Annotated in this window: 31 protein-coding genes; 13 read left to right on the top strand and 18 right to left on the bottom strand. The window is 72.1% G+C overall.

Annotated elements, in window-relative coordinates; translation table 11 throughout:
- Positions 1-21 precede the first annotated feature (21 nt).
- The 3 genes from QT381_RS05165 to QT381_RS05155 are packed head-to-tail and all read right to left on the bottom strand — an operon-like array spanning position 22 to position 2,068.
- Positions 22-771 carry a cytochrome c biogenesis CcdA family protein gene (locus QT381_RS05165; RefSeq protein WP_289247700.1) on the bottom strand — a complete coding sequence of 250 codons (750 nt, stop codon included), beginning with the start codon at positions 769-771 and terminating at the stop codon, positions 22-24.
- Positions 771-1,388, bottom strand: a complete 618-nt coding sequence (locus QT381_RS05160) for a TlpA family protein disulfide reductase (RefSeq protein ID WP_289247699.1) — start codon at positions 1,386-1,388, stop codon at positions 771-773. The genes QT381_RS05165 and QT381_RS05160 overlap by 1 nt, the downstream gene beginning before the upstream one ends.
- Positions 1,389-1,432: 44 nt before the next feature.
- The gene (locus QT381_RS05155) at positions 1,433-2,068 is read right to left on the bottom strand and encodes a histidine phosphatase family protein (protein WP_289247698.1); all 636 of its coding nucleotides are present in this window, start codon (positions 2,066-2,068) and stop codon (positions 1,433-1,435) included.
- Between the two features lie 292 nt (positions 2,069-2,360).
- On the opposite strand from QT381_RS05155, the gene aspS reads away from it, so the two are divergent.
- The 3 genes from aspS to QT381_RS05140 all read left to right on the top strand — a co-directional run bounded on the left by aspS (position 2,361) and on the right by QT381_RS05140 (position 5,989).
- The gene (gene aspS, locus QT381_RS05150) at positions 2,361-4,142 is read left to right on the top strand and encodes an aspartate--tRNA ligase (protein ID WP_289247697.1); all 1,782 of its coding nucleotides are present in this window, start codon (positions 2,361-2,363) and stop codon (positions 4,140-4,142) included.
- Between the two features lie 108 nt (positions 4,143-4,250).
- The gene (locus tag QT381_RS05145; RefSeq protein ID WP_289247696.1) at positions 4,251-4,784 is read left to right on the top strand and encodes a helix-turn-helix domain-containing protein; all 534 of its coding nucleotides are present in this window, start codon (positions 4,251-4,253) and stop codon (positions 4,782-4,784) included.
- Positions 4,781-5,989, top strand: coding sequence for an MFS transporter (locus QT381_RS05140; protein WP_289247695.1), 1,209 nt, complete (start codon positions 4,781-4,783; stop codon positions 5,987-5,989). Before QT381_RS05145 ends, QT381_RS05140 begins: the two co-directional genes overlap by 4 nt.
- Positions 5,990-6,092: 103 nt before the next feature.
- Here QT381_RS05140 and QT381_RS05135 read toward each other — a convergent pair whose 3' ends face one another.
- Complete coding sequence (locus tag QT381_RS05135) at positions 6,093-7,457, bottom strand: NtaA/DmoA family FMN-dependent monooxygenase (RefSeq protein ID WP_289247693.1); 1,365 nt, start codon at positions 7,455-7,457, stop codon at positions 6,093-6,095.
- 95 nt (positions 7,458-7,552) lie between these two features.
- Between QT381_RS05135 and QT381_RS05130 the strand changes: the two genes are divergently transcribed.
- A complete protein-coding gene (locus QT381_RS05130) occupies positions 7,553-8,107 on the top strand; it encodes a helix-turn-helix domain-containing protein (RefSeq protein ID WP_289247691.1) in 555 nt (184 codons plus the stop codon).
- A 33-nt stretch (positions 8,108-8,140) separates the two neighbouring features.
- The gene (locus QT381_RS05125; protein ID WP_289247690.1) at positions 8,141-8,425 is read left to right on the top strand and encodes a hypothetical protein; all 285 of its coding nucleotides are present in this window, start codon (positions 8,141-8,143) and stop codon (positions 8,423-8,425) included.
- Between the two features lie 75 nt (positions 8,426-8,500).
- On the opposite strand, the gene QT381_RS05120 is transcribed toward QT381_RS05125, so the two are convergent.
- The gene (locus QT381_RS05120; RefSeq protein ID WP_289247688.1) at positions 8,501-8,800 is read right to left on the bottom strand and encodes a Dabb family protein; all 300 of its coding nucleotides are present in this window, start codon (positions 8,798-8,800) and stop codon (positions 8,501-8,503) included.
- On the bottom strand, positions 8,797-9,048 hold the full coding sequence (locus QT381_RS05115) for a glutaredoxin family protein (protein WP_289247687.1): 252 nt from the start codon (positions 9,046-9,048) through the stop codon (positions 8,797-8,799). Before QT381_RS05115 ends, QT381_RS05120 begins: the two co-directional genes overlap by 4 nt.
- Before the next feature lie 40 nt (positions 9,049-9,088).
- On the opposite strand from QT381_RS05115, the gene QT381_RS05110 reads away from it, so the two are divergent.
- On the top strand, positions 9,089-9,880 hold the full coding sequence (locus QT381_RS05110; RefSeq protein ID WP_289247686.1) for an HAD family hydrolase: 792 nt from the start codon (positions 9,089-9,091) through the stop codon (positions 9,878-9,880).
- Between the two features lie 87 nt (positions 9,881-9,967).
- Here QT381_RS05110 and QT381_RS05105 read toward each other — a convergent pair whose 3' ends face one another.
- The 3 genes from QT381_RS05105 to QT381_RS05095 form a co-directional block, all read right to left on the bottom strand.
- Entirely contained in the window at positions 9,968-10,066 is a 99-nt protein-coding gene (locus QT381_RS05105) for a 30S ribosomal protein bS22 (protein WP_003792170.1), read from the bottom strand.
- A gap of 83 nt (positions 10,067-10,149) precedes the next feature.
- Positions 10,150-10,341 carry a helix-turn-helix domain-containing protein gene (locus QT381_RS05100; RefSeq protein WP_289247654.1) on the bottom strand — a complete coding sequence of 64 codons (192 nt, stop codon included), beginning with the start codon at positions 10,339-10,341 and terminating at the stop codon, positions 10,150-10,152.
- 96 nt (positions 10,342-10,437) lie between these two features.
- Positions 10,438-10,926: a helix-turn-helix domain-containing protein gene (locus tag QT381_RS05095; RefSeq protein ID WP_289247653.1), complete on the bottom strand. Its 489-nt coding sequence runs from the start codon at positions 10,924-10,926 to the stop codon at positions 10,438-10,440.
- Between the two features lie 88 nt (positions 10,927-11,014).
- On the opposite strand from QT381_RS05095, the gene QT381_RS05090 reads away from it, so the two are divergent.
- The gene (locus QT381_RS05090) at positions 11,015-12,436 is read left to right on the top strand and encodes a TrkH family potassium uptake protein (RefSeq protein ID WP_502877448.1); all 1,422 of its coding nucleotides are present in this window, start codon (positions 11,015-11,017) and stop codon (positions 12,434-12,436) included.
- Positions 12,429-13,097: a potassium channel family protein gene (locus QT381_RS05085; protein ID WP_289247651.1), complete on the top strand. Its 669-nt coding sequence runs from the start codon at positions 12,429-12,431 to the stop codon at positions 13,095-13,097. The genes QT381_RS05090 and QT381_RS05085 overlap by 8 nt, the downstream gene beginning before the upstream one ends.
- 14 nt (positions 13,098-13,111) lie before the next feature.
- On the opposite strand, the gene proC is transcribed toward QT381_RS05085, so the two are convergent.
- Positions 13,112-13,954: a pyrroline-5-carboxylate reductase gene (proC, locus tag QT381_RS05080; protein ID WP_289247650.1), complete on the bottom strand. Its 843-nt coding sequence runs from the start codon at positions 13,952-13,954 to the stop codon at positions 13,112-13,114.
- 46 nt (positions 13,955-14,000) lie between these two features.
- Here proC and QT381_RS05075 point away from each other — a divergent pair, with 46 nt between their 5' ends.
- Positions 14,001-14,960 carry a cation diffusion facilitator family transporter gene (locus tag QT381_RS05075; protein WP_289247649.1) on the top strand — a complete coding sequence of 320 codons (960 nt, stop codon included), beginning with the start codon at positions 14,001-14,003 and terminating at the stop codon, positions 14,958-14,960.
- A 49-nt stretch (positions 14,961-15,009) separates the two neighbouring features.
- Here QT381_RS05075 and QT381_RS05070 read toward each other — a convergent pair whose 3' ends face one another.
- Positions 15,010-15,603: a TetR/AcrR family transcriptional regulator gene (locus tag QT381_RS05070; protein WP_289247648.1), complete on the bottom strand. Its 594-nt coding sequence runs from the start codon at positions 15,601-15,603 to the stop codon at positions 15,010-15,012.
- A 90-nt stretch (positions 15,604-15,693) separates the two neighbouring features.
- Here QT381_RS05070 and QT381_RS05065 point away from each other — a divergent pair, with 90 nt between their 5' ends.
- Positions 15,694-16,314 carry an NAD(P)-dependent oxidoreductase gene (locus tag QT381_RS05065; RefSeq protein ID WP_289247647.1) on the top strand — a complete coding sequence of 207 codons (621 nt, stop codon included), beginning with the start codon at positions 15,694-15,696 and terminating at the stop codon, positions 16,312-16,314.
- 93 nt (positions 16,315-16,407) lie between these two features.
- Here QT381_RS05065 and tadA read toward each other — a convergent pair whose 3' ends face one another.
- The gene (gene tadA, locus QT381_RS05060) at positions 16,408-16,839 is read right to left on the bottom strand and encodes a tRNA adenosine(34) deaminase TadA (protein WP_289247839.1); all 432 of its coding nucleotides are present in this window, start codon (positions 16,837-16,839) and stop codon (positions 16,408-16,410) included.
- A gap of 59 nt (positions 16,840-16,898) precedes the next feature.
- On the opposite strand from tadA, the gene upp reads away from it, so the two are divergent.
- Both upp and QT381_RS05050 read left to right on the top strand, forming a co-directional pair.
- Positions 16,899-17,534, top strand: coding sequence for a uracil phosphoribosyltransferase (upp, locus tag QT381_RS05055; RefSeq protein ID WP_289247646.1), 636 nt, complete (start codon positions 16,899-16,901; stop codon positions 17,532-17,534).
- A gap of 347 nt (positions 17,535-17,881) precedes the next feature.
- Positions 17,882-18,595: a winged helix-turn-helix domain-containing protein gene (locus QT381_RS05050; RefSeq protein ID WP_289247645.1), complete on the top strand. Its 714-nt coding sequence runs from the start codon at positions 17,882-17,884 to the stop codon at positions 18,593-18,595.
- A gap of 24 nt (positions 18,596-18,619) precedes the next feature.
- On the opposite strand, the gene QT381_RS05045 is transcribed toward QT381_RS05050, so the two are convergent.
- From QT381_RS05045 to QT381_RS05035, 3 genes are all read right to left on the bottom strand, one after another.
- Positions 18,620-19,570 (bottom strand): aldo/keto reductase, encoded by a 951-nt coding sequence (locus tag QT381_RS05045; protein ID WP_289247644.1) that lies wholly within the window; start codon positions 19,568-19,570, stop codon positions 18,620-18,622.
- Positions 19,571-19,614: 44 nt separating this feature from the next.
- Entirely contained in the window at positions 19,615-20,247 is a 633-nt protein-coding gene (locus QT381_RS05040; protein WP_289247643.1) for an alpha/beta family hydrolase, read from the bottom strand.
- Between the two features lie 751 nt (positions 20,248-20,998).
- Positions 20,999-21,541, bottom strand: a complete 543-nt coding sequence (locus QT381_RS05035; protein WP_289247642.1) for an NUDIX domain-containing protein — start codon at positions 21,539-21,541, stop codon at positions 20,999-21,001.
- A gap of 86 nt (positions 21,542-21,627) precedes the next feature.
- Here QT381_RS05035 and QT381_RS05030 point away from each other — a divergent pair, with 86 nt between their 5' ends.
- Positions 21,628-22,110: a MarR family winged helix-turn-helix transcriptional regulator gene (locus QT381_RS05030; protein ID WP_289247641.1), complete on the top strand. Its 483-nt coding sequence runs from the start codon at positions 21,628-21,630 to the stop codon at positions 22,108-22,110.
- 477 nt (positions 22,111-22,587) lie between these two features.
- On the opposite strand, the gene QT381_RS05025 is transcribed toward QT381_RS05030, so the two are convergent.
- The 3 genes from QT381_RS05025 to QT381_RS05015 all read right to left on the bottom strand — a co-directional run.
- Positions 22,588-23,460: a carbohydrate kinase family protein gene (locus tag QT381_RS05025; RefSeq protein WP_289247640.1), complete on the bottom strand. Its 873-nt coding sequence runs from the start codon at positions 23,458-23,460 to the stop codon at positions 22,588-22,590.
- Between the two features lie 139 nt (positions 23,461-23,599).
- Positions 23,600-24,523 carry a pseudouridine-5'-phosphate glycosidase gene (locus QT381_RS05020; protein WP_289247639.1) on the bottom strand — a complete coding sequence of 308 codons (924 nt, stop codon included), beginning with the start codon at positions 24,521-24,523 and terminating at the stop codon, positions 23,600-23,602.
- 207 nt (positions 24,524-24,730) lie between these two features.
- Positions 24,731-25,686, bottom strand: a 956-nt coding sequence (locus QT381_RS05015) for an IS1634 family transposase (RefSeq protein ID WP_289247638.1), incomplete at its 5' end; no start/stop codon positions are given.

The following is a 25,686-nucleotide window of genomic DNA, read 5'->3' as shown; positions in this document are numbered from 1 at the left end:
GGCTCGGGCGTGTCGAAGTGGTCAGACGGCCGGAGTGAAATCGAGGATCACCGCCCCGAGGGCGAGCATGAGGTGGTTCCAGACGCCCGACACCATGAGCGCGCCGATCACGACGAGCAGAGCGCCGCCGATGATGTTGACGACACGGATGTGGCGCCTGATGAACCGGGTGGAGGTCGCGAACCAGCCGAAGCCGAGCGCCGCGAGCAGGAACGGGATGCCGAGGCCGATCGAGAACGCGACGCCGAGCACGATGCCCTGCCAGGCGTATCCGCTCGATGCCGCGACCGCGATGATCGCGGTGAGGGCGGGTCCGACGCACGGCGTCCAGCCGAGCCCGAACACGATGCCGAGCAGCGGTGCGCCCGCGAGGCCGGCCCGCGGCGCCCAGCTCGGCTTGATCGTGCGCTGCAGGAACGTGAACTGCCCGATGAACACGAGCCCGAGCACGATGACGAGCACGCCCGCGACGCGCGTGATCGCGTCGCGGTGCACCGTGATCCAGGCGCCGGCGGTGCCGATGACGCTGAACGCCGTGACCGTGACCGTGAACACGAGCGTGAAGCCGAGCACGAACAGGCCGACGCCGCCGACGAGCCGGCGCCTGGACGGCGCGCCCGAGCTCGTGGTCGCACCGCCGACGTAGCCGAGGTAGCCCGGCACGAGCGGCAGGATGCACGGGCTGAGGAACGCGGTGAGCCCCGCGATCAGCGCGATCGGCACGGCGAGGTAGAGCTGTCCGTTGCCGACGAGCGCTCCGAGGTCGGGCATCACTGCTCCTCGAGCGCGGCGTCGATGTAGCCGCCGAGCTCCGCGGCCGACTCGATCCCGCCGAGGATGCGCGCCGCGACACGGCCCCGCTTGTCGAGCACGAGCGTCGCGGGGGTGGAGTTGGGCGGCACGACGCCCGCGTACGCGAGCTGCGCGTCGCCGGTGTCCGCGTCGAGCACGCTCGCGTACGGCACGTCGAACTTTCTCTCGAAGGCCTGCGCCGAGGCGACGTCGTCGCGCGTGTTGACCCCGACGAACACCACCCGGTCGCTCGGGTAGGAGCCGGCGACCGTGTCGAGCAGCCCCGCCTCCGTGCGGCACGGCGGGCAGGTGGCGTACCAGAAGTTGAGCACCACGACCTTGCCGCGCAGCGCCGAGGTGTCGACGGAGGCGCCATCCGTCATCGCCGTCGCGCGGAAGTCCGCGGGCGCCCGGCGGTCGCCCGGCGCGTAGAACTCCGAGCCGGTGCCCGTGTACCCGGCGTTCGCGTCGTTGGCGGTCGTCGCCACGCCGTCCGTGCTCGTGCACGCCGTCAGTCCGACGAGCAGAACGGATGCTGCGGCGAGCGCCGCCAGACCTCGCCGCGTCGGATTGCGGTGCGTCACACGGCCCGGCATCACACGGCCCCGCATCACACGGCCCCGCATCACACGGCCCGGCATCACACGGCCCCGAGGTCGATGGAGCGGGCGAGCAGGTCGGCCGCCGGGTCGCGGTAGCCGACCTCGCGGAACCGGCCGTCGCGCAGCTCGAAGCTCGTCACGCTCGACAGCGAGCAGCGGCGCTTGCGCGCGTCGTGGAACAGCGGGCGGCCCTGGGCGTGCAGCGCGACGATCCAGATCGGCAGCTGGTGGCTGACCATGGCGACCTCGCCGTCATCCGCCTCGTCCCACGCCGCGCGCATCGCCGCCTCCATGCGGGTGACGATGCTCGTGTAGGCCTCGCCCCAGGACGGGCGCAGCGGGTTGCGCACGCGCCACCAGTTCGCCGGGGTCTTCAGCACCTCGGGGAAGCGCACGCGCGTGCCCTCGAAGTCGTTGTGCGGCTCGATGATCCGCGGCTCGGTGCGGATCGGCAGTCCCGTCATCGCGGCCCACGGAGCGGCGGACTCCTGCGCCCGCTCGAGCGGGCTCGCATAGAGCCGCGTGATGGGCTCGCCGGCGAAGGCGTCGGCGGCCGACCGGGCCATCTCGCGACCGAGCGCGGAGAGGTGGAACCCCGGGATGCGCCCGTAGAGCACGCGCGTGGGATTGTCGACCTCGCCGTGCCGCACGAGGTGGAGGCGGGATGCGGGCACCCGCCGATTGTACGGATGTCGCCCCCGGCACCGCCTGTGCGCGCGGCGCGACCCCCCACCGCCCCCATCCGCTGGTCGAGGAGCGCGCGGCGCAACTCCCATCCGCTGGTCGAGGAGCGCGCGGCGCGAAGCGCCGCCCGCGTCTCGAGACCACCACGCCCCCACCCGCTGGTCGAGGAGCGCGCGGCGCGGAGCGCCGCCCGCGTCTCGAGACCACGCCAGCGGAGTCCTAGGCTGGACGCCGGCCCCGCCCGTCTCGCGGATCGTCACCGCCTCACCGAGAGTTCTCGCCATGTATCGCACGCACCACGCATCCGCTCTCCGCGCCTCCGACGCCGGAACCACCGTCACCCTCTCCGGATGGGTGGCCCGCAAGCGCGATCACGGCGGCGTCGCGTTCGTCGACCTCCGTGACTCCTCGGGCATCGTGCAGGCGACCTTCCGCGACGAGCTCGTGCCGCAGATCGAGGCCGTCCGCGTCGAGTCCGTCGTGACGGTCGTCGGCATCGTCCGGGAGCGCCCCGAGGGCAACGCGAACGACGCGATCGCCAGTGGCGCGATCGAGGTCGAGGCGACGCAGCTGACGGTGCTGTCGGCATCCGACGTGCTCCCGTTCCAGCTCGACGACCCGGTCGGCGAGGAGACCCGCCTCGCGCACCGCTACCTCGACCTGCGCCGCGCGGAGACGGCCTACCCGCTCAAGCTGCGCTCGAGGGTGTCGGCCGCGGTGCGCGGCGTGCTCGCCGACGAGGACTTCGTCGAGGTCGAGACCCCGACCCTGACCCGCTCGACGCCCGAGGGCGCGCGCGACTTCGTGGTGCCCGCGCGGCTCAAGCAGGGTGCGTTCTACGCCCTGCCGCAGAGCCCGCAGCTCTTCAAGCAGCTGCTGATGGTCGGCGGCTTCGAGAAGTACTTCCAGCTCGCGCGCTGCTACCGCGACGAGGACTTCCGCGCCGACCGCCAGCCGGAGTTCACCCAGCTCGATGTCGAGATGGCGTTCGTCGAGCAGGACGACGTGATCGCCCTCGCCGAGAAGGTGCTGCGCGCCGCGTGGTCGACGATCGGCTACGAGCTGCAGACGCCGATCCCGCGGATGACGTACGCCGAGGCCATGCGCCGCTACGGCTCCGACAAGCCCGACCTGCGCTTCGGACTCGAGCTCGTGGAGTGCGCCGGGTTCTTCGCCGACACGCCGTTCGCGGTGTTCCAGCAGCAGTACGTGGGCGCGGTCGTCATGCCGGGCGGCGCCGACCAGCCGCGGCGCACGCTGGACGCCTGGCAGGAGTGGGCGAAGCAGCGCGGCGCCCGCGGCCTCGCCTACATCCTCGTCGGATCGGATGCCGACCCGACCGAGCTGCGCGGCCCCGTCGCGAAGAACCTGTCCGACGCCGAGCGCGCCGGCATCGTCGCGCACGTCGGCGCGCGGCCGGGCGACGCGATCTTCTTCGCGGCCGGCGCCGCGAAGCCGTCGCGCGCGCTGCTGGGCGCCCTGCGCGGCGAGATCGCGTCCCGCCTGGGGCTCATCGACCCCGACGCGTGGGCGTTCACGTGGGTCGTCGACGCGCCGCTGTTCGAGCCCGCGGGGGATGCCGTGGCATCCGGCGACGTCGCCGTTGGCTCCGGCGCGTGGACGGCCGTGCACCACGCGTTCACGTCGCCGCAGGAGGCGTTCCTCGACTCCCTGGAGACCGACCCGGAGGGCGCGCTGAGCTACGCCTACGACATCGTCTGCAACGGCAACGAGATCGGCGGCGGCAGCATCCGCATCCACACGCGCGAGCTGCAGGAGCGCGTGCTCGGCATCATGGGCATCTCGAGAGAGCAGGCACAGGAGAAGTTCGCGTTCCTGCTCGACGCGTTCGACTTCGGCGCCCCGCCGCACGGCGGCTTCGCCCTCGGCTTCGACCGGCTCGTCTCGCTGCTGGCGAAGACGGAGTCGATCCGCGACGTGATCGCGTTCCCGAAGTCGGGCGGCGGCAACGACCCGCTCACGGGCGCGCCGGCCGCGCTCGAGGACGCCCAGACGACGGAGCTGTACCGCCAGCTCGGCGTGCGGGCGGTCCCCCGCGCCTGATCCGGCGCGCGGATGCCGCGCCTCGAAACCGGGCTCGCAATGCGTTCGCTCGCCCGACCTCCAAACATTCATTTGACAGTGGTGTCCTGATTTGTCAAGCTCGGCTCCATGGCCGACCTGGACGAGTTACGGGCGACGGCGCATCCGCTGCGACTTCGACTCCTGTCATTGCTCACGGGTGCGGCGCTGAGCGCGGCCGAGGCCGCACGGGAGCTCGGTGAGCAGCAGGCGAACGTGAGCTACCACTTGCGGCTTCTGCAACGCGCGGGGCTTATCGAGGTCACGGAGACCGTCCGGGTGCGCGGCGGTGTCGCCAAACGCTACCGCCACACCTCGTCGTCCCGACCGTACGAGCTCGAATCCCGCTCCGCGACGAATCCGACGCCCGAGGAACGCGAGACTCGAGCGGCGTTCGTCGCCGCGATGGGGGTCGAGTTGCGACGGCGCCTGGCACGGCGGCGCTCGGGTGCACAGATCTTCACCGACGCCGAGGTGTGGGTCGAGCGTGAGACCTGGCGTCGGGTCGTGGAGCTCGTCGGCCAGGCGTCCGCCCTGCTGCACGAGTCGGCGACGGCCCCGCGCACGGCCGGAACGGCGCCCGTCGCGATGTCCGCCGCCCTGTTCGAGCTGGACCCGGAGTGACATCGAGCCCATTGCGGCGTCCGGCGTACCGGCGTCTGCTCGCAGCGCGCACGGCGATCGTGGTCGGGAACGCGATCGCCCCCGTCGCGCTCGCGTTCGCGGTGCTCGACCTCACGGGCTCGGCCGCGGCGCTCGGGCTCGTCGTCGCCTCGCGTTCGATCGCGAACGTCGCGGTCCTCCTCGTCGGCGGCGTCATCGCCGATCGCCTCCCCCGGCAGCTCGTCCTCCTCGTCGCGTCCGTCGGTGCCACCCTCACCCAGACCGCGGTGGTGGCTGTCCTCGTCAGCGGCCGTGGCTCCGTCGGTGCGCTCGCGGCTCTCGCCGCCCTCAACGGCGTCGCGGCGGGGATCGCCCTGCCGGCCTCCTCGGCGCTCATCCCCACGACGGTGCCCTCCTATCTGCTCCGGCAGGCCAACGCGATCCTCCGCCTCGCCGTCAACACGGGCACCATCGTGGGCACGGCCGCTGGCTCGGTGCTCATCGCGGCGCTCGGCCCCGCGACGGGGATCGCCGTCGACGCCGCGACGTTCCTCGTCGGCGGGCTCCTCTTCGGCGCCGTCCACGGGCGGGCGCGGTCCATGCCGTCGAAGGACGCACCGGCGCCGAGCTCCGTCCTGCACGACATCCGCGTGGGCTGGCGCGAGTTCGCGGGCCGGCGGTGGGTCTGGGTCATCGTGGCCCAATTCGGCATCGAGAACGCCGCGTTCGCGGGCGCCGTCGCAATCCTCGGCCCCGTCATCGCCGACCAGTCCTTCGGGCGCGCCGCATGGGGCGTCATCCTCGCGACGCAGACGGTCGGCTACCTCGCCGGGGGCGCGCTCGCGCTGCGCTGGCGCCCCCGGCGGGCCCTCGCCGTCGGCGTCGCGCTGAGCGCGACGACCGCGCTCCCCGTCTTCGCCCTCGCCGTCGCCCCGGTCGTGCCGCTCCTGATCGCCGCGTTTTTCCTGGGCGGGCTCGCCGTCGAACAGTTCACGGTCGCGTGGGACCAGGCGCTGCAGACCCACATCCCCGCCGACCGCCTCGCGCGCGTCTACTCGTACGACGCCCTCGGCTCATTCGCCGCGATGCCGATCGGCGAAGCACTCATCGGCCCGGTCGCCACGACCGTCTCGACTCCCATCGCCCTCCTCGCTTGCGGCGCGGCGATCGTTCTCGCGACAGCCGCCGCGATGACGCAGCGCAGCATCCGTTCTCTCGCCACGTGACGGAGACGGTGGTCGCCCGCCGGATAGTCGTGCGCGACGCGGCACTCGAGCCACAGCGGCGGGCATGCTCTGGAAGCTCGCGCGCACGGCATCCGTCACCGGGTCAGGCGCCGTGCGTCGCGCGGTACGCCGCACCCGGATGCGACGCGGGCAGCCGCGGCGACGTGGCGCCGCCGAGGCGCTCGCGCATCGAGCCCGACCGCGGCGCGTCGGGCAGCCACCCCCGTGCGCGCAGGATCGGCATCACCTGCTCCGCGAAGTCCTGGAAGCTGTCCCAGCCGCCGTAGGTCCACTCGATGAGGAAGCCGTCGGCATCCGAGATCTCGATGTACTCGATGAGCTGGTCGGCGACCGACTCGGGGGTGCCCGTGAACGCCGGGCCGCCCATGGTGCGCGCGATGATGCCGAGGATCTCCCGGATCGTCTCGCCGTTCTGGAACCGCGCGAGCATCGTCCTGCCGACCTCGGTCGACACGGAGTCGAGCGTCGCGTCGAGGTCGAACCGCATCAGGTCGACACCGCTCCAGCCCATGAAGAGCGCCGCGGCGGCCTCCATCGACGGCGTCGAGTCGAACTCCTCGCGCAGCCGCGCTGCCTCCTCCTCCGTGTCGGCGACGATGATCGACACGCTCGGCATGGCCTTGATCGACCGCGGATCGCGGCCGTTCGCCGCGGCCCGGGCGCGCAGGTCGGCGACCGTGGCGGCCGCCGCGCGGGGGTCGCGGTCCTGCATGAACACGCACTCGGCGTAGGCGCCCGCGAACGCCTTGCCCGCCTCCGAGGTGCCCGCCTGCAGCAGGAACGGCGTGCGCTGCACGCTCGGCACAGCCGGGAAGTAGCCGTCGACGTCGAAGTACTCGCCGTGATGACGGATGCGGTGCACCTTCGCGGGGTCGGCGAACGTGCGCGTGGCCTTGTCGTAGACGACCGCGTCGTCCTCCCACGCGCCCTCCCAGAGCTTGAGGCAGACCTCGAGGAACTCGGTGGCGCGGCGGTAGCGCTCGTCGTGCGGCGTGACGCCGTCGTGCCCGAGCAGCTTCGTGAGGGCGACCTGGTTGTCGCTCGTGACGACGTTCCATGCGATGCGCCCCTCGGTGAGGTGGTCGAGCGTCGTGAAGGTGCGCGCGTTGAGGTACGGCTGCTGCGAGGTCGTGGACGCGGTGACGACGAAGCCGAGCCGGTCGACGGTCGCGGCGAGCCCGCTGATGAGCGCCAGCGGGTCGTGCACGGGCAGCTGCACGGCCTCGCGGATGACGACCTCCGGCACGTCGTCGCCGCTCATCGGGTAGCCGAGCGCCTCGGCGAGGAAGAGGAAGTCGAAGCCCGCCGCGTCGAGCTTGCGCGCGAGATCCTGCCAGTAGCCGAGCGTCGCGAAACCGCTCGTGTCGCCGCGCTCGTGGTGCCAGGCGTTCGAGATGAAGTTCGGCGTGAACTCCTCGAACGCGCCGATGATGAGCTGTTTGGGCACGGGACGACCTTCCGCGAGCGAGCCGAGTTGATAACCTGGTGTTATCACATCCGATGATAACCACGGGTTATCACCCTCGACAACCGGGAGCAGACGTGGCGACGGAGCCCCCCGCCGACGACATCGGCGCCGTCGTCAAGCGGCTGCGCACCGAGCGCGGCGCGTCGATGCGCGCGCTCGCCGCATCCGCCGGCGTCTCGCAGCCCTTCCTCTCCAAGCTCGAGTCGGGTCGTCTGCTGCCGAGCCTGTCCACGCTCTACGCGCTCGCCGACGCGCTCGGCGTCTCGCCCTCCGAGCTGCTGCCCGCGGTCGACGACAGCACGGCATCCGTCATCCACCTCTCGGCGAGCGACAGCGCCCGCACCCCGCGCGCCCAGCTGCTCGCGGGCGGCCCCGGACGCGCGACCGAGGCGTACCTGTTCACCGCGGATGCCGGCGACAGCGACGACGTCGACTTCGCCCACGGCGGCGAGGAGTTCGTGTTCGTCCTCGAGGGCTGCGTCGTGCTCACGCAGGACGGACGCGACCGCCGCATCCCCGCGGGCGGATCGGTCACGCTCGACCCGACCCTGCCGCACCGCTGGTCGGCCGCCGAGGCGACGCGCTACCTGCTCGTGACCACCCGAACGGATGCCGCACCCGCTCCGTAGACCGCGTTCACTTTCATGCGCCAGAATGCAGCCATGTCCAAGAGGATCGACGCGGCGCGCAAGCGCCTCAACCAGGCGCTCAAGAAGCACGCCGAGGTCGTCGGCGGCTCGGCGGTCTCCATCAAGAAGTCGCAGCGCGCCGCCGCCGAGGTGCGGGAGGCCGCCCTCGCCTATGCCGAGATCGTGGTCGAGAAGACGGGCCAGCCGAGCCCGTTCGACGGCCTGAAAGACACCTCGGCCCTGCGGGACACCACGATCGCCTCGCTCAAGAGCGAGCGCGACAAGATCGCGTCGAAACCGGCCAAGAAGGCCAGTTGACCCGGCGCTTCGGGTGACCTCGGTCGCGGGCTCCCCCGCCACGGCGACGCCGGCGCGCCGCTCCCGGCTCCAGCGCTACTCGACGACGTCGATCGAGAACCGGTCGGTCGTGTTCGCGCGGATGAACTCGACCGCGCGCTGGTGCTCCGGATGCGAGATGTAGCCGTGGAGGGCGTCCTCGCTCTCGAAGTGCGAGATGAGCGCGAGGTCGCGGTTGCCCTCGATCCCGACGCCGTTGCGGTGCACGCGCAGGTCGATGAGCCCGGGCACCACGCCCACGAGGCCCTCGAGCAGGTCGCGGATGGTGCCCGCGGCCGCGGTGCGCTCGGCATCCGTTGCGGCGGTCAGATTCCAGCCGACGAGGTGGGTGATCACGATCCGGCCTCCGTGAGCGCGTGGTCGAGGCGCGCCGGGTCGACGCGCCAGATGGTGTGCACTCGCCCGTCGACGAGCACGACCGGGATCTCCTCGGCGTACGTCTCCCGCAGCTGCGGGTCATCGAGGATCGACAGCTCGGTCACCTCGACGTCACGCCCGTCGACCACGGTCGAGACGACCGCGCGGGCGTCGTCGCACAGGTGGCAGCCGGGCTTGGAGAGCAGGGTCACGGAGACGGGCGGCACACCGATCAGCGTACGCGGCGCTCGTTAGGATCGTCAGACCATGCCCGACGACGACGCTCCGACCGGCGCGCTCGACGCGGTGCCGCCCTCCGACCGCCCGATCATCGCGTTCTTCGACGTCGACAACACCCTGCTGCGGGGCGCGAGCATCTTCCACATCGGGGCGGGAGCGTTCCGCAAGCGCCTCATCCGGCTGCGCGACATCGCGCTGTTCGGCTGGCACCAGCTGTCGTTCCTGCGGGTCGGCGAGAACGCCGAGCACCTCGCGGTCGCCCGGGACCGCGCCCTCGAGCTCGTCGGCGGTCATCCGGTCGCCGACCTCGTCGCCCTCACCGACGAGATCTTCGACCGCACGATCTCCCGCAAGCTCTGGCCGGAGTCGGTCGAGCTCGCCCGCGAGCACCTCGCGAAGGGCCACGAGGTGTGGCTCGTGACGGCGACGCCCCAGATCGTCGCCCAGGTCATCGCCGACCGGCTCGGTCTGACCGGCGCGCTCGGCACCCTGGTCGAGGAGGTCGACGGGCTGTTCACCGGACGCCTCGTCGGCACCGTGATGCACGGCGCCGCCAAGGCGGATGCCGCGCGCGCCCTGGCGCTCTCGCGCGACGCCGCACTCGAGGACTGCTGGGCGTACTCGGACTCGAAGCACGACATCCCGCTGCTGACCCTCACCGGTCACCGCGTCGTCGTGAATCCGGATGCCGCGCTCGCCGCCCACGCGTCGGAGCACGGCTGGCCGATCATGCGCCTCAAGCTCGCGAGCATCCGCGAGGCCCGGCGCCGCGTGCGCCGTGAGGCCCGCGCGGTGAGGCGCTCGGCCCGCAACCCCTGACCGCACGGCGCCGCATGCCCGGCTCGCTCGGGCCCGGTCAACTCGGGCCCGGTTAACGGAAGAAGGCCGGGCGGACCCGGCCTTCGTTCACTTCTTGTTGCGACGCTGGTGACGCGTCTTGCGAAGCAGCTTGCGGTGCTTCTTCTTCGCCATGCGCTTGCGGCGCTTCTTGATGACTGAACCCATGATTCACCTCCGTCGAGGAACCGATACGGACCACCCGGTCCGTCTCAGAACCGCGGAAAAGTACCCGTGCAGTGTACTCCGGATCAGCCGGCGTCCGCGCGCGGCACCTGAACCGCCGCGACGACCGCCGACTCGGGGATGCGGAACGAGCGCCCGAAGCGCACCGCGGGCAGGTCGCCGGAGTGCACCATCCGGTACACGGTCATCGACGAGACGCGCATCATCTCGGCCACCTCGGCGACGGTGAGGAACCGCAGGTTCGTGAGGTCGGACACGGTTTCCCCCGGGATGCGCCTGTGACGGCCGTGACGGATGTGACTGGAGTAGTCACCGCTCACTCTACGGTGCGCGGCCACCGACGTAAAGAAGGATCACTTCCCGCGGGCGACACGCTTCTTGATCGGCTCGGGCAGCCGCTCGGCGAGGTCGGCGACGCGCTCCTGCGCACCCTGCAGCGCCGACCGCACCCGGAAGGAGCGCTCCGCGACGGTGCGGCCGATGGTCTCGCCGACATCCGCTCCGCTCCACGCGGAGAACACCGTCGCACCGGCATCGACCGGGCCCAGCGCGAGGAAGGGCACGAGCCAGTCCTCGACCGCCTCGAGCGGGCTCGCGTCGAGCGACCAGCGTCGCCCCGCGCCCGCACTCCCGCCCTCGCCCGCGCCCTCGCCCGCGGGCACCACGAGCCCCGCCTCGGCGAGCGTCGCGAGCTGCCGGTTCACGCTCTGGCGCGTCGAACCGAGCGCCTCGACGAGGGTCGGCACGTCGACGGCCGCCTCCCCCGCGGCCGCGCGCTCGCGCAGCTCCTCGAGGATTCCGCGTCGGGTCGCGTCGGCGACGATCGTGAAGATGTCCGTCATCCGGCCAGAGTAGTGCGGGGCCCGCGATCCGCGCGGGTACGATGCGTTGTCGTCCCGGCGCTCGAGCGCCCGAAGCGGAAGGCGGCGCATGCCGAGGAGACCGGTCACGCGTGACCGCGTGGCCCGACGGCTCCGCGAGGTGCTCTCGCACTTCGCGGAGGTGCGGCCCGCCCGGTTCGCGATCGCCGTGTTCGCGGCGCTCGTGCTCCTGTTCGCGATCCTGCTGTCCCTGCCGATCTCGACCGCCGACGGCCGTATGCCGCGACCGGTCGACGCGTTGTTCACCGCGGTCTCGGTGATCTGCGTGACGGGACTGTCGACCGTGGACATGGCGACCTACTGGTCCACGTTCGGCCACACCGTCATCCTCATCGGCGTGCAGATCGGCGCCATCGGCGTGCTCACGCTCGCCTCGATCCTCGGCCTCGCGATCTCGCGCCGCCTCGGACTGCGCCAGCGTCTGCTCGCCGCGAGCGACGCGAACCCGCTGCGCATGCACAAGGGTGTGAGCGAGGGGCAGGCCGTGCACCTCAACGACGTCGGCCGCCTGCTCGTCACGGTCGCCCTGAGCCTGCTCGTGATCGAGGTGGCCTGCGCGGTGCTGCTGCTGCCCCGCATCCTGGCGGAGGGCACCGCGTTCGGCGAGGCGCTCTGGGAGTCGTTCTACTTCTCCACGATGGCCTTCACCAACACCGGGTTCACGCCGACGGATGCGGGCATCACGCCCTACGCGCGGGACCCCTGGTTCCTCTCCGTGCTCATGGTCGGCGTGTTCCTCGGTGCGGTCGGCTTCCCGGTCATCCACTCCCTGCTGCGCGGGTGGCGGCATCCGCACCGCTGGAGCGTGCACATCAAGCTGACCCTGACCGCGACGATCCTGCTGTTCGTGATCGGCGGCGTGATCTTCCTCGGGCTCGAGTGGGACAACCCCGCGACGTTCGGCGAGCTGGACACCGGACAGCGCATCTTCCAGCCGTTCTTCCTCTCGATGATGACGCGCTCGGGCGGCTTCTCGACGATCGACCCGAACCAGCTCGGCGGGTCGAGCCTGCTCGTGGCCGACATGCTCATGTTCATCGGCGGCGGCTCGGCGTCGACGGCCGGCGGCATCAAGGTGACGACGCTCGCGGTGCTCTTCCTCGCCGCGGCTGCCGAGGCCCGCGGCCACCAGGCGATGGAGGCGTTCAACCGGCGCATCCCGGGCGACGTGCTGCGGCTCGCGGTGAGCGTCGTGCTGTGGGGCGCGACGACCGTCGCGGTGGCGAGCATCATCATCCTGCAGATCTCGGGGGCGAGCCTCGACCGCGTGCTGTTCGACGTGATCTCGGCGTTCGCGACGTCGGGACTGAGCACGGGGCTCACGGCCCAGCTGCCCGACTCGGGCCAGCTCGTGCTCGCCGCGACGATGTTCATGGGGCGCGTCGGTACAGTGACCCTGGCCGCCGCGCTCGCCGCGTCGAGCAGTCCCCGCCTGTTCACGAAGCCGGAAGAGAGACCCATCGTTGGCTGATCGCATCGCGCACGACGCGCCCGTGCTCGTCATCGGCCTCGGCCGGTTCGGCGCCGCGACCGCCGGCCAGCTCGACCGCCTCGGCCGCGAGGTGCTCGCCGTCGACGGCGACGAGTCGCTCGTGCAGAAGTGGGCGGATCGGGTCACGCACGCCGTGCAGGCGGATGCGCGCAACATCGAGGCGCTCCGGCAGATCGGGGCGGCGGAGTTCGCGATCGCCGTCGTCGCGGTCGGCTCGTCGATCGAGGCGAGCGTGCTCATCACCGCGAACCTCGTCGACCTCGGCGTGCCGCAGATCTGGGCGAAGGCGATCAGCCAGTCGCACGGCACGATCCTCAATCGCATCGGCGCGAACCACGTGATCTACCCCGAGGCGGAGGCCGGGGAGCGCGTCGCGCACCTCGTCTCCGGACGGATGCTGGACTTCATCGAGTTCGACGACGACTTCGCCCTCGTCAAGATGCACCCGCCGAAGCTCATCCGCGGGGTGCCGCTGTCGAAGTCGCTCGTGCGCTCGAAGTACGGCATCACGGTCGTCGGCGTGAAGGCGCCGGGCCGGGAGTTCACCTACGCGACGAACGAGACCGTGCTCACCGACAGCGACATCATCATCGTGTCGGGCAACTCGGGCGACATCGAGCGCTTCGCCACCCTGACCTAGCCGGCCCCGAGGACCTAGCCGGCGGCGAGCTCCCGCGCACGGGCCAGCGCCGCGGCGGTCGCCCGGTCGAACAGGTCCTCGAGCCCGGCGCCCTCGAGCACGGCGATCGCGCGCTCGGTGGTGCCGTTCGGGCTCGTGACCCGGCGTCGCAGCTCCGCGGGGCCGACGTCGGATGCCGCGAGCAGCTCGCTCGCGCCACGGAACGTGCCGTTCACCATCGTCGCCGCCTCGTCCGGCGTGAAGCCCAGGTCGATCGCCGTGCGCGTGAGCTGCTCGATGAGGAGGAACACGTACGCGGGCCCGGATCCCGACACCGTCGAGAGCGCGTCGATCTTCTCCTCCGGCACGACGAGCACGTCGCCGACAGTGCCGAACAGCGCGACGGCGAGCGCGAGATCGTCGGCGGTCGAACGGGTGCCCGCGGCGATCCCGGTCACGCCGCGACCGACGACGGATGGCGTGTTGGGCATCGCGCGCAGCACCGATCCGGGCACGATCGCCTCCATCGTCGCGACGGTGACGCCCGCCGCGACGGAGACGACCACGGCATCCGTCTCGAGCGCCGGCGCGATCTCGCGCAGCAGGTCGGGCACCATCGCGGGCTTCACCCCGACGAGCACGATGCGCGCGCCGCGCACGGCGTCGAGGTTCGCCGACGGCGTCGAGACCAGCGCGTAGGACGTGACGCCCTCGCCCGTGATGCCCGCGGCCTTCTCGGCGCTGCGGTTCGTGACGTGCACGCCGCCCTCGATCGTCACGCCGGGCTGCAGCAGGCCGGAGAGGATCGCGCCGCCCATCGAGCCGGCACCGAGCAGGGCTATCCGCGGGAGGACGATGGCGGGAGGGGTCACGGGCACGCGCCCATCCTAGAATCGGGCCCATGAGCACCGAGTGGCGGCACGCATGAGCACCGAGGGCGGCACGAGGGCGATCATCGCGGCGCTCGGCGCGAACCTCGGCATCGCGCTCACCAAGTTCGTCGCGTTCGCGTTCTCCGGGTCGAGCTCGATGCTCGCCGAGGGCGTGCACTCGCTCGCCGACACCGGCAACCAGTTCCTGCTGCTGATCGGCGGCCGGCGGGCGAAGAAGGCGGCGGATGCGGAGCATCCGTTCGGGCACGGACGCGAGCGCTACGTGTACGCGTTCGTCGTCTCGATCATCCTGTTCTCGATCGGCGGCGTGTTCTCGATCTACGAGGGCGTCGACAAGCTCGAGCATCCGCACGAGCTCGAGACCTGGTGGCTGCCCGTCGTCGTGCTCGTCATCGCGATCGGGCTCGAGGGCTTCTCGTTCCGCACGGCGCTCAAGGAGTCTGCGCCCGCCCGCGGCTCGCAGAGCGTGCTGACCTTCATCCGCCGCGCGAAGGCGCCCGAGCTGCCGGTCGTGCTGCTCGAGGACTTCGCGGCGCTCATCGGCCTCGTGCTCGCGCTGCTCGGCGTCGGCCTCACGGTCGTGACGGGCAACAGCGCGTTCGACGCGATCGGCACGCTCGCGATCGGCGCGCTGCTCGTGCTCGTCGCGATCGTGCTCGGCATCGAGACGAAGAGCCTGCTCGTCGGCGAGGGCGCGTCGGCGGCCGACACGGAGCGCATCCGCGACGCGATCAACGCCCACCCGGCGGTCGAGGCGCTCATCCACATGAAGACGCTCTACCTCGGACCCGACGAGCTGCTCGTCGGCGCCAAGGTCGCCTTCGGCCGCGCCACGACGCTCACCGACATCGCGCTGTCGATCGACGAGGTCGAGGCCGCGATCCGTGCCGCCGTGCCGGTCGCCCGCGTCATCTACCTCGAGCCCGACGTCTACATCGAGCAGCACGACACCCTCGCGACGGATGCCATCGTCATCCGTGCCGCGGACTGAGCGCCCGCCGGGGCGCCGCGGGTGAGCCGGCGCGGCGTGACGGATGCCGCTACAGCTCGAGCGTGGAGTCCACGAGCCGCTCGGCGAGGCCCCGAGCGCCCGGCACCGCGGTCAGCCCGTCGAAGCAGGCGAGGAACGCGTGCTGGAACGCGGCCCCGCAGAGCAGGCTCGCGACCGCGAAGGAGTCCGTCGAGCGCTCGAGGCGGCCGAGCTCGATCTCGGCGTCGAGGTAGGCCTCGAGGGCGCGCAGCGGCGAGCGCGGCCCGGCGCCCCGGGTCGTCATCTGCTCCCGCCACGCCGTCAGGAGCGCGTGCGACGAGAAGATCGACGCCGACATCGGGAAGCTCACGACATAGAACGCGAGCAGGCCCTCGACCGTGTCGATGAGGTTGTCGCGCACCTCGCCCGTGCCCGGGTCCTCGCCGAGGTCGAGCGCACCGCCGGCGCGTTCGCGCAGCACGGCCATGAAGAGCGCCTGCTTGTCGGAGAAGTGCTTGTACAGCAGCGCCTCGGAGCAGCCGGCGGCGCGCGCGATCTCCTTCGTCGTGACGTGGGCGACGCCGCGCTCGCGCAGCACGGTGGCGGCGGCGTCGAGGATGCGCTCGCGCGTCGGCGAGGCGGCGTTCGGGGCGGGGGTCGGCATCCGTTTCTCTCCGTGGACTTGACAGGTGAGTGTCCGCTCACTCTATCCTGTGCAGGGTTAGTGAATACTCACCCACCCCAAGGAGAAGCCATGTCCATCGCCATCGTCGGAGCCAGCGGACGCACCGGGACCGCGGTGCTCACCGCAGCCGCAGCGCGCGGGATCGCCACCGTCGCCGTCGTGCGGAACGCCGCCCGGCTGAGCGCACCGAGCACGTCCATCGCGATCGCGGATGCCGCCGACCCGGCCGCGCTCGCGGCCGCGTTCGCCGACGCCGACGCCGTGATCTGGTGCGTCGGCCCCGTGAAGGGCGAGCCCGAGGGCGTCATGGCGCGCACGATCCCCGCGACGCTCGCGGCGATGCGCGAGGCATCCGTCGACCGGCTTCTCGTGGTGAGCGCGTCGGGGCCCTTCACCGAGGGCGATTCGTGGCTGCTCGCGCGCGTCATCAAGCCCATCGTCACGCTCTTCCTCGGCGGCGCGTTCCGCGACATCGCGGCGACGGATGCGATCGTGCAGGCGAGCGACACGCGCTGGACCCTCGTGCGCCCGCCCCAGCTGACCGACGCCCCGGCCCGCGGCTACCGGGCGGCGCGCGGCCGCAACGTGTCCGGCGGCTTCCGCGTCACGCGCGCCGACCTGGCCGCCGCCCTCCTCGACGCCCTGGAGGACCCGACGAGCGAACGCGGCATCATCTCGATCGCCAACTGAGCTCGGCGTCGCGTCGCCTCAGCGCCAATCGCTTCAGCGCGGCTCGCCTCAGCGCCGCCCGCCTCAGCGCCGCTCGCCTCAGCGCCGCTCGCCTCAGCGCCGCTCGCCGAAGAACTCGCGCAGCACGGCCGCGCACTCCGCCTCGAGCACACCGCCGACGACCTCGGCGGTGTGGTTGAGGCGGCCGTCGCGCAGCACGTCGTAGACGCCGCCCGCGCCGCCCGCCTTCGGGTCCCAGGCGCCGAGCACGACGCGCGGCACCCGCGCGTTCACGATCGCGCCCGCGCACATCACGCACGGCTCCAGTGTCACGACGAGCGTGGCATCCGTGAGACGCCAGTCGCCGACGGATGCCGCGGCCTCCCGCAGCGCCACGATCTCCGCGTGCGCGGTCGGGTCCCGGTGCGCCTCGCGCTCGTTGCGACCGCGCCCGAGCACCGTGCCGTCCGCGCCGACCACGATCGCCCCGATCGGCACGTCACCCGTCGCGAGCGCCGCGCGCGCCTCGGCGAGTGCGAGCCGCATCCAGGACGCGTAGTCGTCCACGAGTCCTCCCGGGCCGTTCAGATGGGTAGCCTGAGCCTATGCGCCTGCACGTCGCCGACCACCCGCTCGTCACCCACAAGCTCTCGGTGCTGCGCGACCGGGCGACCCCGTCGCCGACGTTCCGCGAGTTGGCCCGCGAGCTCGTGACGCTGCTCGCGTACGAGGCGACCCGCAACGTGCGCACCGTCGAGGTCGAGGTCGTCACCCCGGTGACCACGACGACGGGACTCGCGATCGCCGATCCGAAGCCGCTCGTGGTGCCGATCCTGCGCGCCGGGCTCGGCATGCTCGACGGATTCGTGGCCCTGGTGCCGACCGCCGAGGTCGGCTTCCTCGGCATGGCGCGCAACGAGGAGACCCTGCAGCCCACGACCTACGCGGAGCGCCTGCCCGACGACCTCACCGGCCGCCAGTGCTTCGTGCTCGACCCCATGCTCGCGACCGGCGGCTCGCTGTCCGCGGCGATCCAGTTCCTCGTCGACCGCGGGGCGAGCGACGTCACGGCGATCTGCCTCATCGCCGCCCCCGAGGGCGTGGCGGCGGTCGAGAAGGCGACCGCGGGCCTCGACGTCACCGTCGTCGTCGGCGCGCTCGACGAGAAGCTCAACGAGGTCGGCTACATCGTGCCGGGCCTCGGCGACGCGGGCGACCGTCTCTACGGCACGGTCGGCTGACTGGCGCGTCGCCCAGAGCTCCACCGCGCGGCGGTTGACACGACCGCGATCCCTGGAAGATAGTTGTCGCTATGACTATCGACGCGCGCGTCACGATCCCCTCGGGAGTTCGTGGAGCGACCGGCATGATGATGCCGGTCAGCGCCGTCGCATGTTGTCGAATGTGTGCCTGATCGGCCGAACCTCGCTGGATCCCATCGCGGATCCCCCGGACACCGTCCTCATGACGACGGCAGCACCGGATTCGCTCGATAACGCACCACCCCGAAGGAATCACACCCTCTTCATCACGAGGTCCTTCACCCGATAACGGCCCGAACCGCGGCCAGTCAAGGATCAGTCCTCCCATGTCCCTCGCGACTCTCGACACCCGTACGCCCTTCCCATCCCCCGTCGCCCCGGCCCCCGAGCCGAAGCCCACGACGGATGCCCCCCGCCTCCGCGCGGTGCCCACCGGCACCGAGGCCCGCGGCTTCGCCCTCTACGTGGGCGTCGACGAGCTCAAGGCCCTGCAGTCCGGCACGAGCCTCGCCGAGCTCGTCGCCCAGCTGCGGGCCCTGACCGCCCAGCTCGTGCCCGCCGCCGAGGTGCACGCCGCCGTCGCCCTCGCCCCCGTGGGGGCCGGCGGCCGCGACGTCGACGTCGTGCGCCTCGCGCTGCAGGACCCCGCCGCGCTCGCCGGCCGCCGCGCCGCCGAGCAGCGCGTCGAGGACGAGCCGCTCGAGCGCGGCGGCGTCGTCATCGACATCTCCCGCAAGCGCCTCGTGATCGACGGCGAGACCGCCGGGCTCACCTACAAGGAGTTCGAGCTGCTGCAGTTCCTCGTGCTCCGCGAGGGCCGCACGGTCGACCGCCACGAGATCATCGAGTCGCTCTGGGGCGAGGGCGAGGACGACATCCCCAACGAGCGCACGATCGACGTGCACGTGCGTCGCCTGCGCTCGAAGCTCGGCGCGTACGAGGACATCGTGCGCACCGTCCGCGGCGCGGGGTACCGCTTCGACCGGCACGCCGACGTCTCGATCCGCTACGCGAGCGCGCCGAGCCCGGACGTCTTCTAGCCCTCGACCCTCGGGCCCGACCCGCTACTCCTCGACGGCGGCGGATGCCGTGTCGAGGGCCGCGAGCTCGGCGGGTTCCAGGTCGAGCGCGGTCGACGCGAGGACCGCGCCGAGCTGCTCGGCCGAGCGCGCGCTCGCGATCGGCGCGACGACGTGCGGACGCGTGCGCAGCCACGCGAGGGCGACGGATGCCGGCGCCACCGCATGCGCGGCGGCCACCTCGCCGAGCGTCCCCAGCAGGGCGAGACCGGCATCCGTGAGGTACCTCGCGGCGCCACGGCCGCGCGGGCTCGCGCCCAGGTCCGCCTCGGACCGGTACTTGCCGGTGAGGAAGCCCGCCGCGAGGCCGTAGTACGGCAGCACGCCGAGCCCGCCGCGCTCGACCACGGGCGCGAGCTCCCGTTCGAACGTGGCGCGATGCACCAGGTTGTAGTGCGGCTGCAGGGCCACCGGCTTCGCCCATCCGTTCTCCTCGGAGAGCTGCAGCCAGCGGTCGACGCGATCGGCCGAGTAGTTCGAGATGCCCACGTAGCGCACCTTGCCGGCGCGCACGAGCGCGTCGAATGCCTCCACGGTCTCCTCGAGGGGCGTGTCCTCGTCGTCGAAGTGCGCGAAGTACAGGTCGATGCGGTCGGTGCCGAGCCGGGTCAGCGAGGCGTCCGCGGCGTCGCGCACGGTGTCCGCGGCGAGCCCGCGGAACTCCGGATGCTGGCTCACCTTGGTCGAGACGACGAGCCGGTCGCGGTTGCCGCGGCGGTTCATCCACTCGCCGATGAGCACCTCGCTCTCGCCCCCGGTGTGGCCGGGCACCCACGCGGAGTACGAGTCCGCAGTGTCGATGAGCGTGCCCCCGGCCGCCGCGAAGGCGTCGAGCACGGCGAACGAGGCGTCGCGATCGGCCGTCCAGCCGAACACGTTCCCGCCGAGGTCGAGGGGCAGGGTCGCGTCGAGGTCGCTCGTTCCGATGCGGGTCATGGTTCTCCTTCCGCCCGACGACGTGGACGTCGGGCCCACGGAGTTCAGCCCGCGCGGGCCGTCACGAATTCCGCGACGGCCCGAATCGCCGTCGCGAGATGCTCGCTCCGGCTGAACCCGCTCAGCCGGGCGCGCGGGGTGAGGTCGTGGTCGCCGTCCTCGAGCCAGAGCACGCGGATGCCGTCGGCGAGCGCGTACCCGCCGACGTCCTGGCGCGAGCCGAACGGATCGCGCGTGCCCTGGCAGATGAGCGCGGGGGTCGCGAGGTGCTCCAGGTGCGCCGTGCGCACCTTCGCCTGGTCGCCGATCGGGTGGAACGGGTAGCCGAGGCAGACGAGGCCGGTGGCGGCATCCGTGTCGTCGACGACCATGCTTGCGACGCGGCCGCCCATCGACTTGCCGCCGATGACGACGGGCGCCCCGGCGACCGCGACGATGTCGGCGACCGCGGCGCGATACTCGTGGAGCACGAGCTCCGCCCGGGGCGGCGGGCGGCGATCGCCCGACCGCCGCGCAGCCATGTACGCGAACTCGAATCGCGCGGTGCGGATGCCGTGCCCCGCGATCCCGTCCGCGAACGCGTTCATCCACCCCGAGTCCATCGCGCCGCCCGCGCCATGCGCGAGCACGAGCGTCGGAGCGCCCTCCGGACCTCGCCACAGCACATCGGTCGTCATTCGGTCAGCCTAGGTGCCCCGCTGTCGCGGGCGGGGACGCGGGGGACAGGATGCCGTTGCCCGCCGGCATCCGGACGGCCCGGCCGACGCCGCTAGCACCCGCGAGGAGCACGCCCAGGCAACTCGCAGAAAAATAACGCTTTGGTAACTAGCGCACCGTTACCTCGCCGTTATACATTCGATGTCGCAGAGGTTGTTTGCTGTGGCAGCCGAAGCGGAATGTGATTGCAGGACACTCTTGGTGCAAGGGAGAGGGCCGGTTCCTAGCCTCGGGAACCGGCCCTCAATCCGTTGACGCGCCGCTCCCCGCGCGGCGGCAGCCCCGCTCGCGCGCGCCTCCCCGTTCGCGGTGAGCGCGCGCCACCCTGCCGAGCAACGGGCACCTCCCGCTGGTCGAAGGCCCCCTCCCCGCTGGTCGAGGAGCGCCGCGACCGCAGGGAGCCCTCCCGCTGGTCGAGGAGCGCCGCGACCGCAGGGAGCGCCGCGTCTCGAGACCACCCGATCACCCCACCATCCGTAGTGGTCTCGAGACGCGAGCGACGTCGTCGCGCGCTCCTCGACCAGCGAGGCCGCCGCTCCCCGACCAGCGCGGCCGGATCGAGTACGACGAGCCGGAACGACGCGCCGAGCACGACGAGCTCCTTCGACGACACCGACGCGAGCAACGTCGGGCAGTCCCCGTGCGCGCGTCGCTGACACGCCGGCCGCGGACCGTCGCGTGCCATCGCGCGGCGTCGGCCCGCTTGAGCGCTCAGGCGACGCGGTTCAGGGCGATCGCCGCGAACAGCACCGCCGCGATCGTCTCGCCGTCGGCGATCTCCCCCACGGCGATCAGGCGCAGGAGCTCGCGCCACGGCACGAACCGCACGTCGGTGATGCCCTCCTCGTGCCGGCCCTCGGCCGCATCGTCGGCGCGGCTCAGCCCCCGCGCGAGGAACACCGTCTCGGGCGCCCGGCAGATGCCGTTGAGCGCGTCCATGCGGCCCACCTCGCGCCAGTCCTCGGCGATGAGCCCGGTCTCCTCGCGCAGCTCGCGCCGCGCGGCCTCGAGCGCGTCCTGGCCGTCGCTGCCGCCCGCGGGCACCTCGAGCGAGATGCCGACAGTGTGGCGGTCGACGGCGACGAGCGCGACCTCGTCGGCATCCGTCATCGCCACGATGAAGACCGCCGACTGCCGCACCTCGACGACGCCATAGACGCCCGCATCGCCGTCGGGCCGCAGGACGCGGTCCTCGACGACGCGGATCCACGGATTCTCGTACACGGTCTCGGAGGAGGTCACGGGCCAGGCCATGCCTGCATCCTCGCAGCGACGGTGCCGCCGATCCCATCCGACATCCGTCGGCGCCGCCGATCCGTGCGTCTGCATACAGTTGGACCATGGGGGTGACGGACGACGAGCGCGGCGGCAACGCGGCGCATCGCTCGCTCGCCGTCGACACCTGGGAGGAGCTGTTCCGCGCCGAGGTCACCGTGCTCCGCGAGCTCAGCGGTGACTTCCCGCTGCACGGGCTGTCGTTCACGGACTACGACGTGCTGTTCAACATCGCCCGCCAACCCGGTCGCCGCCTGCGCCTGCGCGATCTCAACCGGCACCTGCTGCTCACCCAGCCGAGCGTGAGCCGCCTCGTCGACCGGCTCGTCGCGCGCGGATGCGTCACGAAGCAGAGCGACCCGGGCGACGGACGCGGCACGATCGTCGCGCTCACCGACCACGGCTACCAGGCGTTCCGCCGCGCGGCCGTCGTGCACGCCGAGTCGATCACGCGCCGCGTCGGATCCGCCCTCACGGATGACGAGCTCACCGAGCTCGCCCGCCTCACCCGCAAGCTGCGGCTCGGCGACGACAGTCCACCCGAGTAGGCCGAGGCCCGCCGGCGCGGGCCGACGAGTCTCTACCGTGGAGGGATGCCGGCACCACGATCGTCTGGTTGCGCGACGACCTGAGGGTCGCAGCGGACGTTCGACCCGGGGCTCCGGCACGTGCGTCGCTGGGTGCGGGAGTTCGGAACGGATGCCTACCCCGAGCCGATCGTCGACCTCGCGTCATCGCGCAAGGAGGCCCTCGCGCACCACGACACAATGCGTCGCTCCTCTGCCGCTCGTTGAGGAGCGCGCGAGCGAAGCGAGCCGGCGCCTCGAAACCGGCCTGCGCCGACGGAGCTGCCGTGGCCTCGAGACGCGTGCGACTTCGTCACGCGCTCCTCGACCAGCGGGAGGGCGCACGCGGGCCCGCGACGTTCACCGACTAGTGGTCTGATTCTTCCTCCCGAGCGGGTCGACGACTCAGGCTCCATAGCGACTGGCCGGACGGGCACCGTGACGGTCGGCGGACCGCGATCAAATGCCAGACGGGCGGCCGCCCGGGGTCGCGACGCTCTGGGCCGCGAGGCGCACGGCGGCGGTGCCCGCGGCAGCGGCATCCGCTCCCGCGAGCCAGGAGGCCAGGAATCCCGCCGCGAACGCGTCGCCGGCCCCCGTGGGGTCGATCGCGTCGGCGGACTCCGCGGCGATGCGCGCCGATCCGCGCTGACCTGCGACGAGCGCTCCGTCCCGACCCAGGGTGAGCACGACGGTCTCGACCCGCTGAGCGAGCGCGGCGAGCACCGCATCCGGCTCCGTCTCGCCGGTCAGGGCGCGACCCTCGTCGAGGTTCGCGAACAGGATCGTCGCCCCCTCGAACGCGGTGCGGAAGGCGTCGACGCCGACGTCGGCGAGGTGCCCCGCCGAGCCCGGAGCGACCGCGACCTCGAGGCCCGCCACGCGGGCGCGCGAGACGAGCGTGCGCACGGTTCGGGCATCCGTTCGGCCGGCGAGAGCGTGACCGGTCAGGTACAGCGCCGCGGCGCCCTCGAGCAGGCCGTCGGGCACCGCGTCCGGGTCGAGGTCGGCGTTCGCGCCGCGCTCGGTGAGCATCGCGCGCCGGTCCCCCGCGACGAGCACGACGATCGTGCCGGTGGGCAGCGACGGATGCGGCGTCAGGTGCGCCCGCACCCCATGGCGCGCGAGCAGCGCCGCGTGCCGCTCGACGTCGTCCGCGCCGACGATGCCGACGAAGTCGACGGATGCGCCCGCCGCTCCCAGCCACGCCGCCGTGTTCGCGGCCGAGCCGCCGGGCACGAAGCGGATCGTCGAGACCGTGTCGGTGTCCGGGCGGATGGGCGCCGCGGGCACGACCACGATGTCGTCGATGACGTCGCCGATCACGACCACGCGCGCGCTGGAGCCGGCAGCGACGGGCCCGGGTCGCCGCGACGCCGGCACCACCGTCGGCGGCGGCGGCGGGGCAGCCTGCGATCGGGGTTCCTCCGGGGTCGCGGCATCCGCCCCGGGCTCCTCGGGCCCGCCGGGCTCAGCCAAGCGCGGCCCAGGCCGTCGCGATGCGGCCCGCGACGCGCACGTTGTTGCGGGCGAGGTCGAGGTTGACCTCGAGGCTGCGTCCGCCCGACAGCTCGACGATCTTCAGCAGCAGGAACGGCGTGACCGCCTTGCCCGTGATCCCGGCCTCCGCGGCGAGCGAGAGGGCCTGCGCGAGCACGCGGTCGTGCTCCTCGCGCTCCCAGGCCTGGCCGGCCGGCACGGGGTTCGCGACGAGGATGCCCTGGCCGTGGCCGAGCTCGTCCTGCGCGCGCATCACCGCGGCGACCTCCTCGGCCGAGTCGACCGTCCAGTCGAGCACGAACTCGCTCTCGCGCAGCCAGAAGCTCGGGAACGCCCTCGTGCCGAAGCCGATCACCGGCACGCTCAGCGTCTCGAGCCGCTCGAGCGTCGCCGCGATGTCGAGCACGCTCTTCACGCCCGCCGAGACGACCGTGATCGGCGTGATCGCGAGGGTGCTCAGGTCTGCGGACTCGTCGAACGTCGCGGCGCTCGTCGGAGTGCCCCCGGCTCCGCGGTGCACCCCGCCGAGGCCGCCCGTCGCGAAGACGCGGATGCCGGCTTCCGCGGCGAGGTAGGACGTCGACGCGACCGTCGTCGCGGCACTGATGCCCGCCGCAGCGACGATCGGCAGGTCGCGCACGCTCGCCTTCGCCATCTCCTCCTCCGCGATGCGGCGCACGCCGTCGGCGTCGAGGCCGACGTGCGGCACCCCGTCGAGGATCGCGATCGTCGCGGGCGTCACCCCCTGCTCGCGAAGGATCTCCTCGAACTCGACCGCCGCCTCGTGATTGCGCGGGCGCGGCAGGCCGTGGGAGATGATCGTGGACTCGAGCGCGACGACCGGGCGGCCCGCGTTCAACGCGTCGGCGACCTCGGTGGAGAGTTGGAGAGACATCCGCTCCAGGCTACTTCCCGGTGTGAGGACGTTTTGCGCGTGTGAGGACGGATCGATCCGTCCTCACACGCGCAAAACGTCCTCACCCGGGGGATTCGCTTCGCTCCGGGCCGAGCACGCGCTCGAGGTAGGGGCCGTGGACCTTCCCCGCCGGGTCGGTGCGCGCCACGAGTTCGCGGAAGTCGCCCAGACCTGAACCGTGCCGATTTAGTGCGTGATTCTCGTCCGGCGGAGGGCGTCGAGGATCTCGGTGGCTGCGGGGCCCGGCGGCGTGGCTGCCGTGAGGTCGTGCCCGAGGGCGTTGATCGTTACGTCGCGGAGCGGCTTGAGCTCGCGGACGATGCGCCGGATGGAGATGCCGGTGCGGTTCTGCAGGTCGCGGGCGATCGCGAGGGCGGCGAACACGATGGTGAGGTGCGCTTCGATCGAGTCGCGCTTGTGGTGGAAGATCGGGCGGGCGCGGAGGTCGGTCTTGGCCATCCGGAACGACTTCTCGACCTGGAAGAGGTCGTGGTAGGCCGCGACCACGCTCGGCCCGTCGAGCTGCTCGGCCGGGATGTTGGTGACGTAGCCCTTGAGCCCGATCACGATCCTCGCCTGCTCGACGCGGTCCCAGTTCACGCCCGGTTTCTCGCCGGTGAAGGCGACAAAGCGGTCCTTCTTGATCGGCCGCTTCCCGTCCGCGACGGCCTGTGCGCGTTCGATCTGCAGGTTCAAGGTGCGGTTGTCGCGCCGTTCCCGCGCGGCTGAGTACTGCCAGACCACTCGCCGCTCCCGCGCCTTCGACCCCACCTTCATCGTCCGGGTCGTCTCGATGGTCTGCCCGTCGGCGAAGAAGTTGCCCCGGTTGGCGAGCTGATCAGCGAGGTCGTACGGGGCGCTCGAGACGCGGGAGCCGACGATGAACGACAGGCCAGCGTCCTCGAGCGCGAGCAGGTTCGCGGCCGAGAGCATGCCGGCGTCGGCGACGACCACAACATCGGTCAAGTCGTTCCTCACGCGGAACGCGTCGAGCACCGGGATCAGGGTGGTCGTCTCGCCCTTGTTGCCCTCGAACGCGTGGACCTCCAGCGGGAACCCGCCAGCGTCGACCAGGAGCCCGACGAGGATCTGCGGGTCGACCCGCCGTTCCTTGGACATGCCGACCTTGCGGAGCTTGTCCT

It is taken from the genome of Galbitalea sp. SE-J8, assembly GCF_030345695.1.
Taxonomy (GTDB): domain Bacteria; phylum Actinomycetota; class Actinomycetes; order Actinomycetales; family Microbacteriaceae; genus JAUASV01.
Note: the sequence above shows the minus strand (reverse complement) of the source record. Positions and strands in the feature narration are given on the sequence as shown.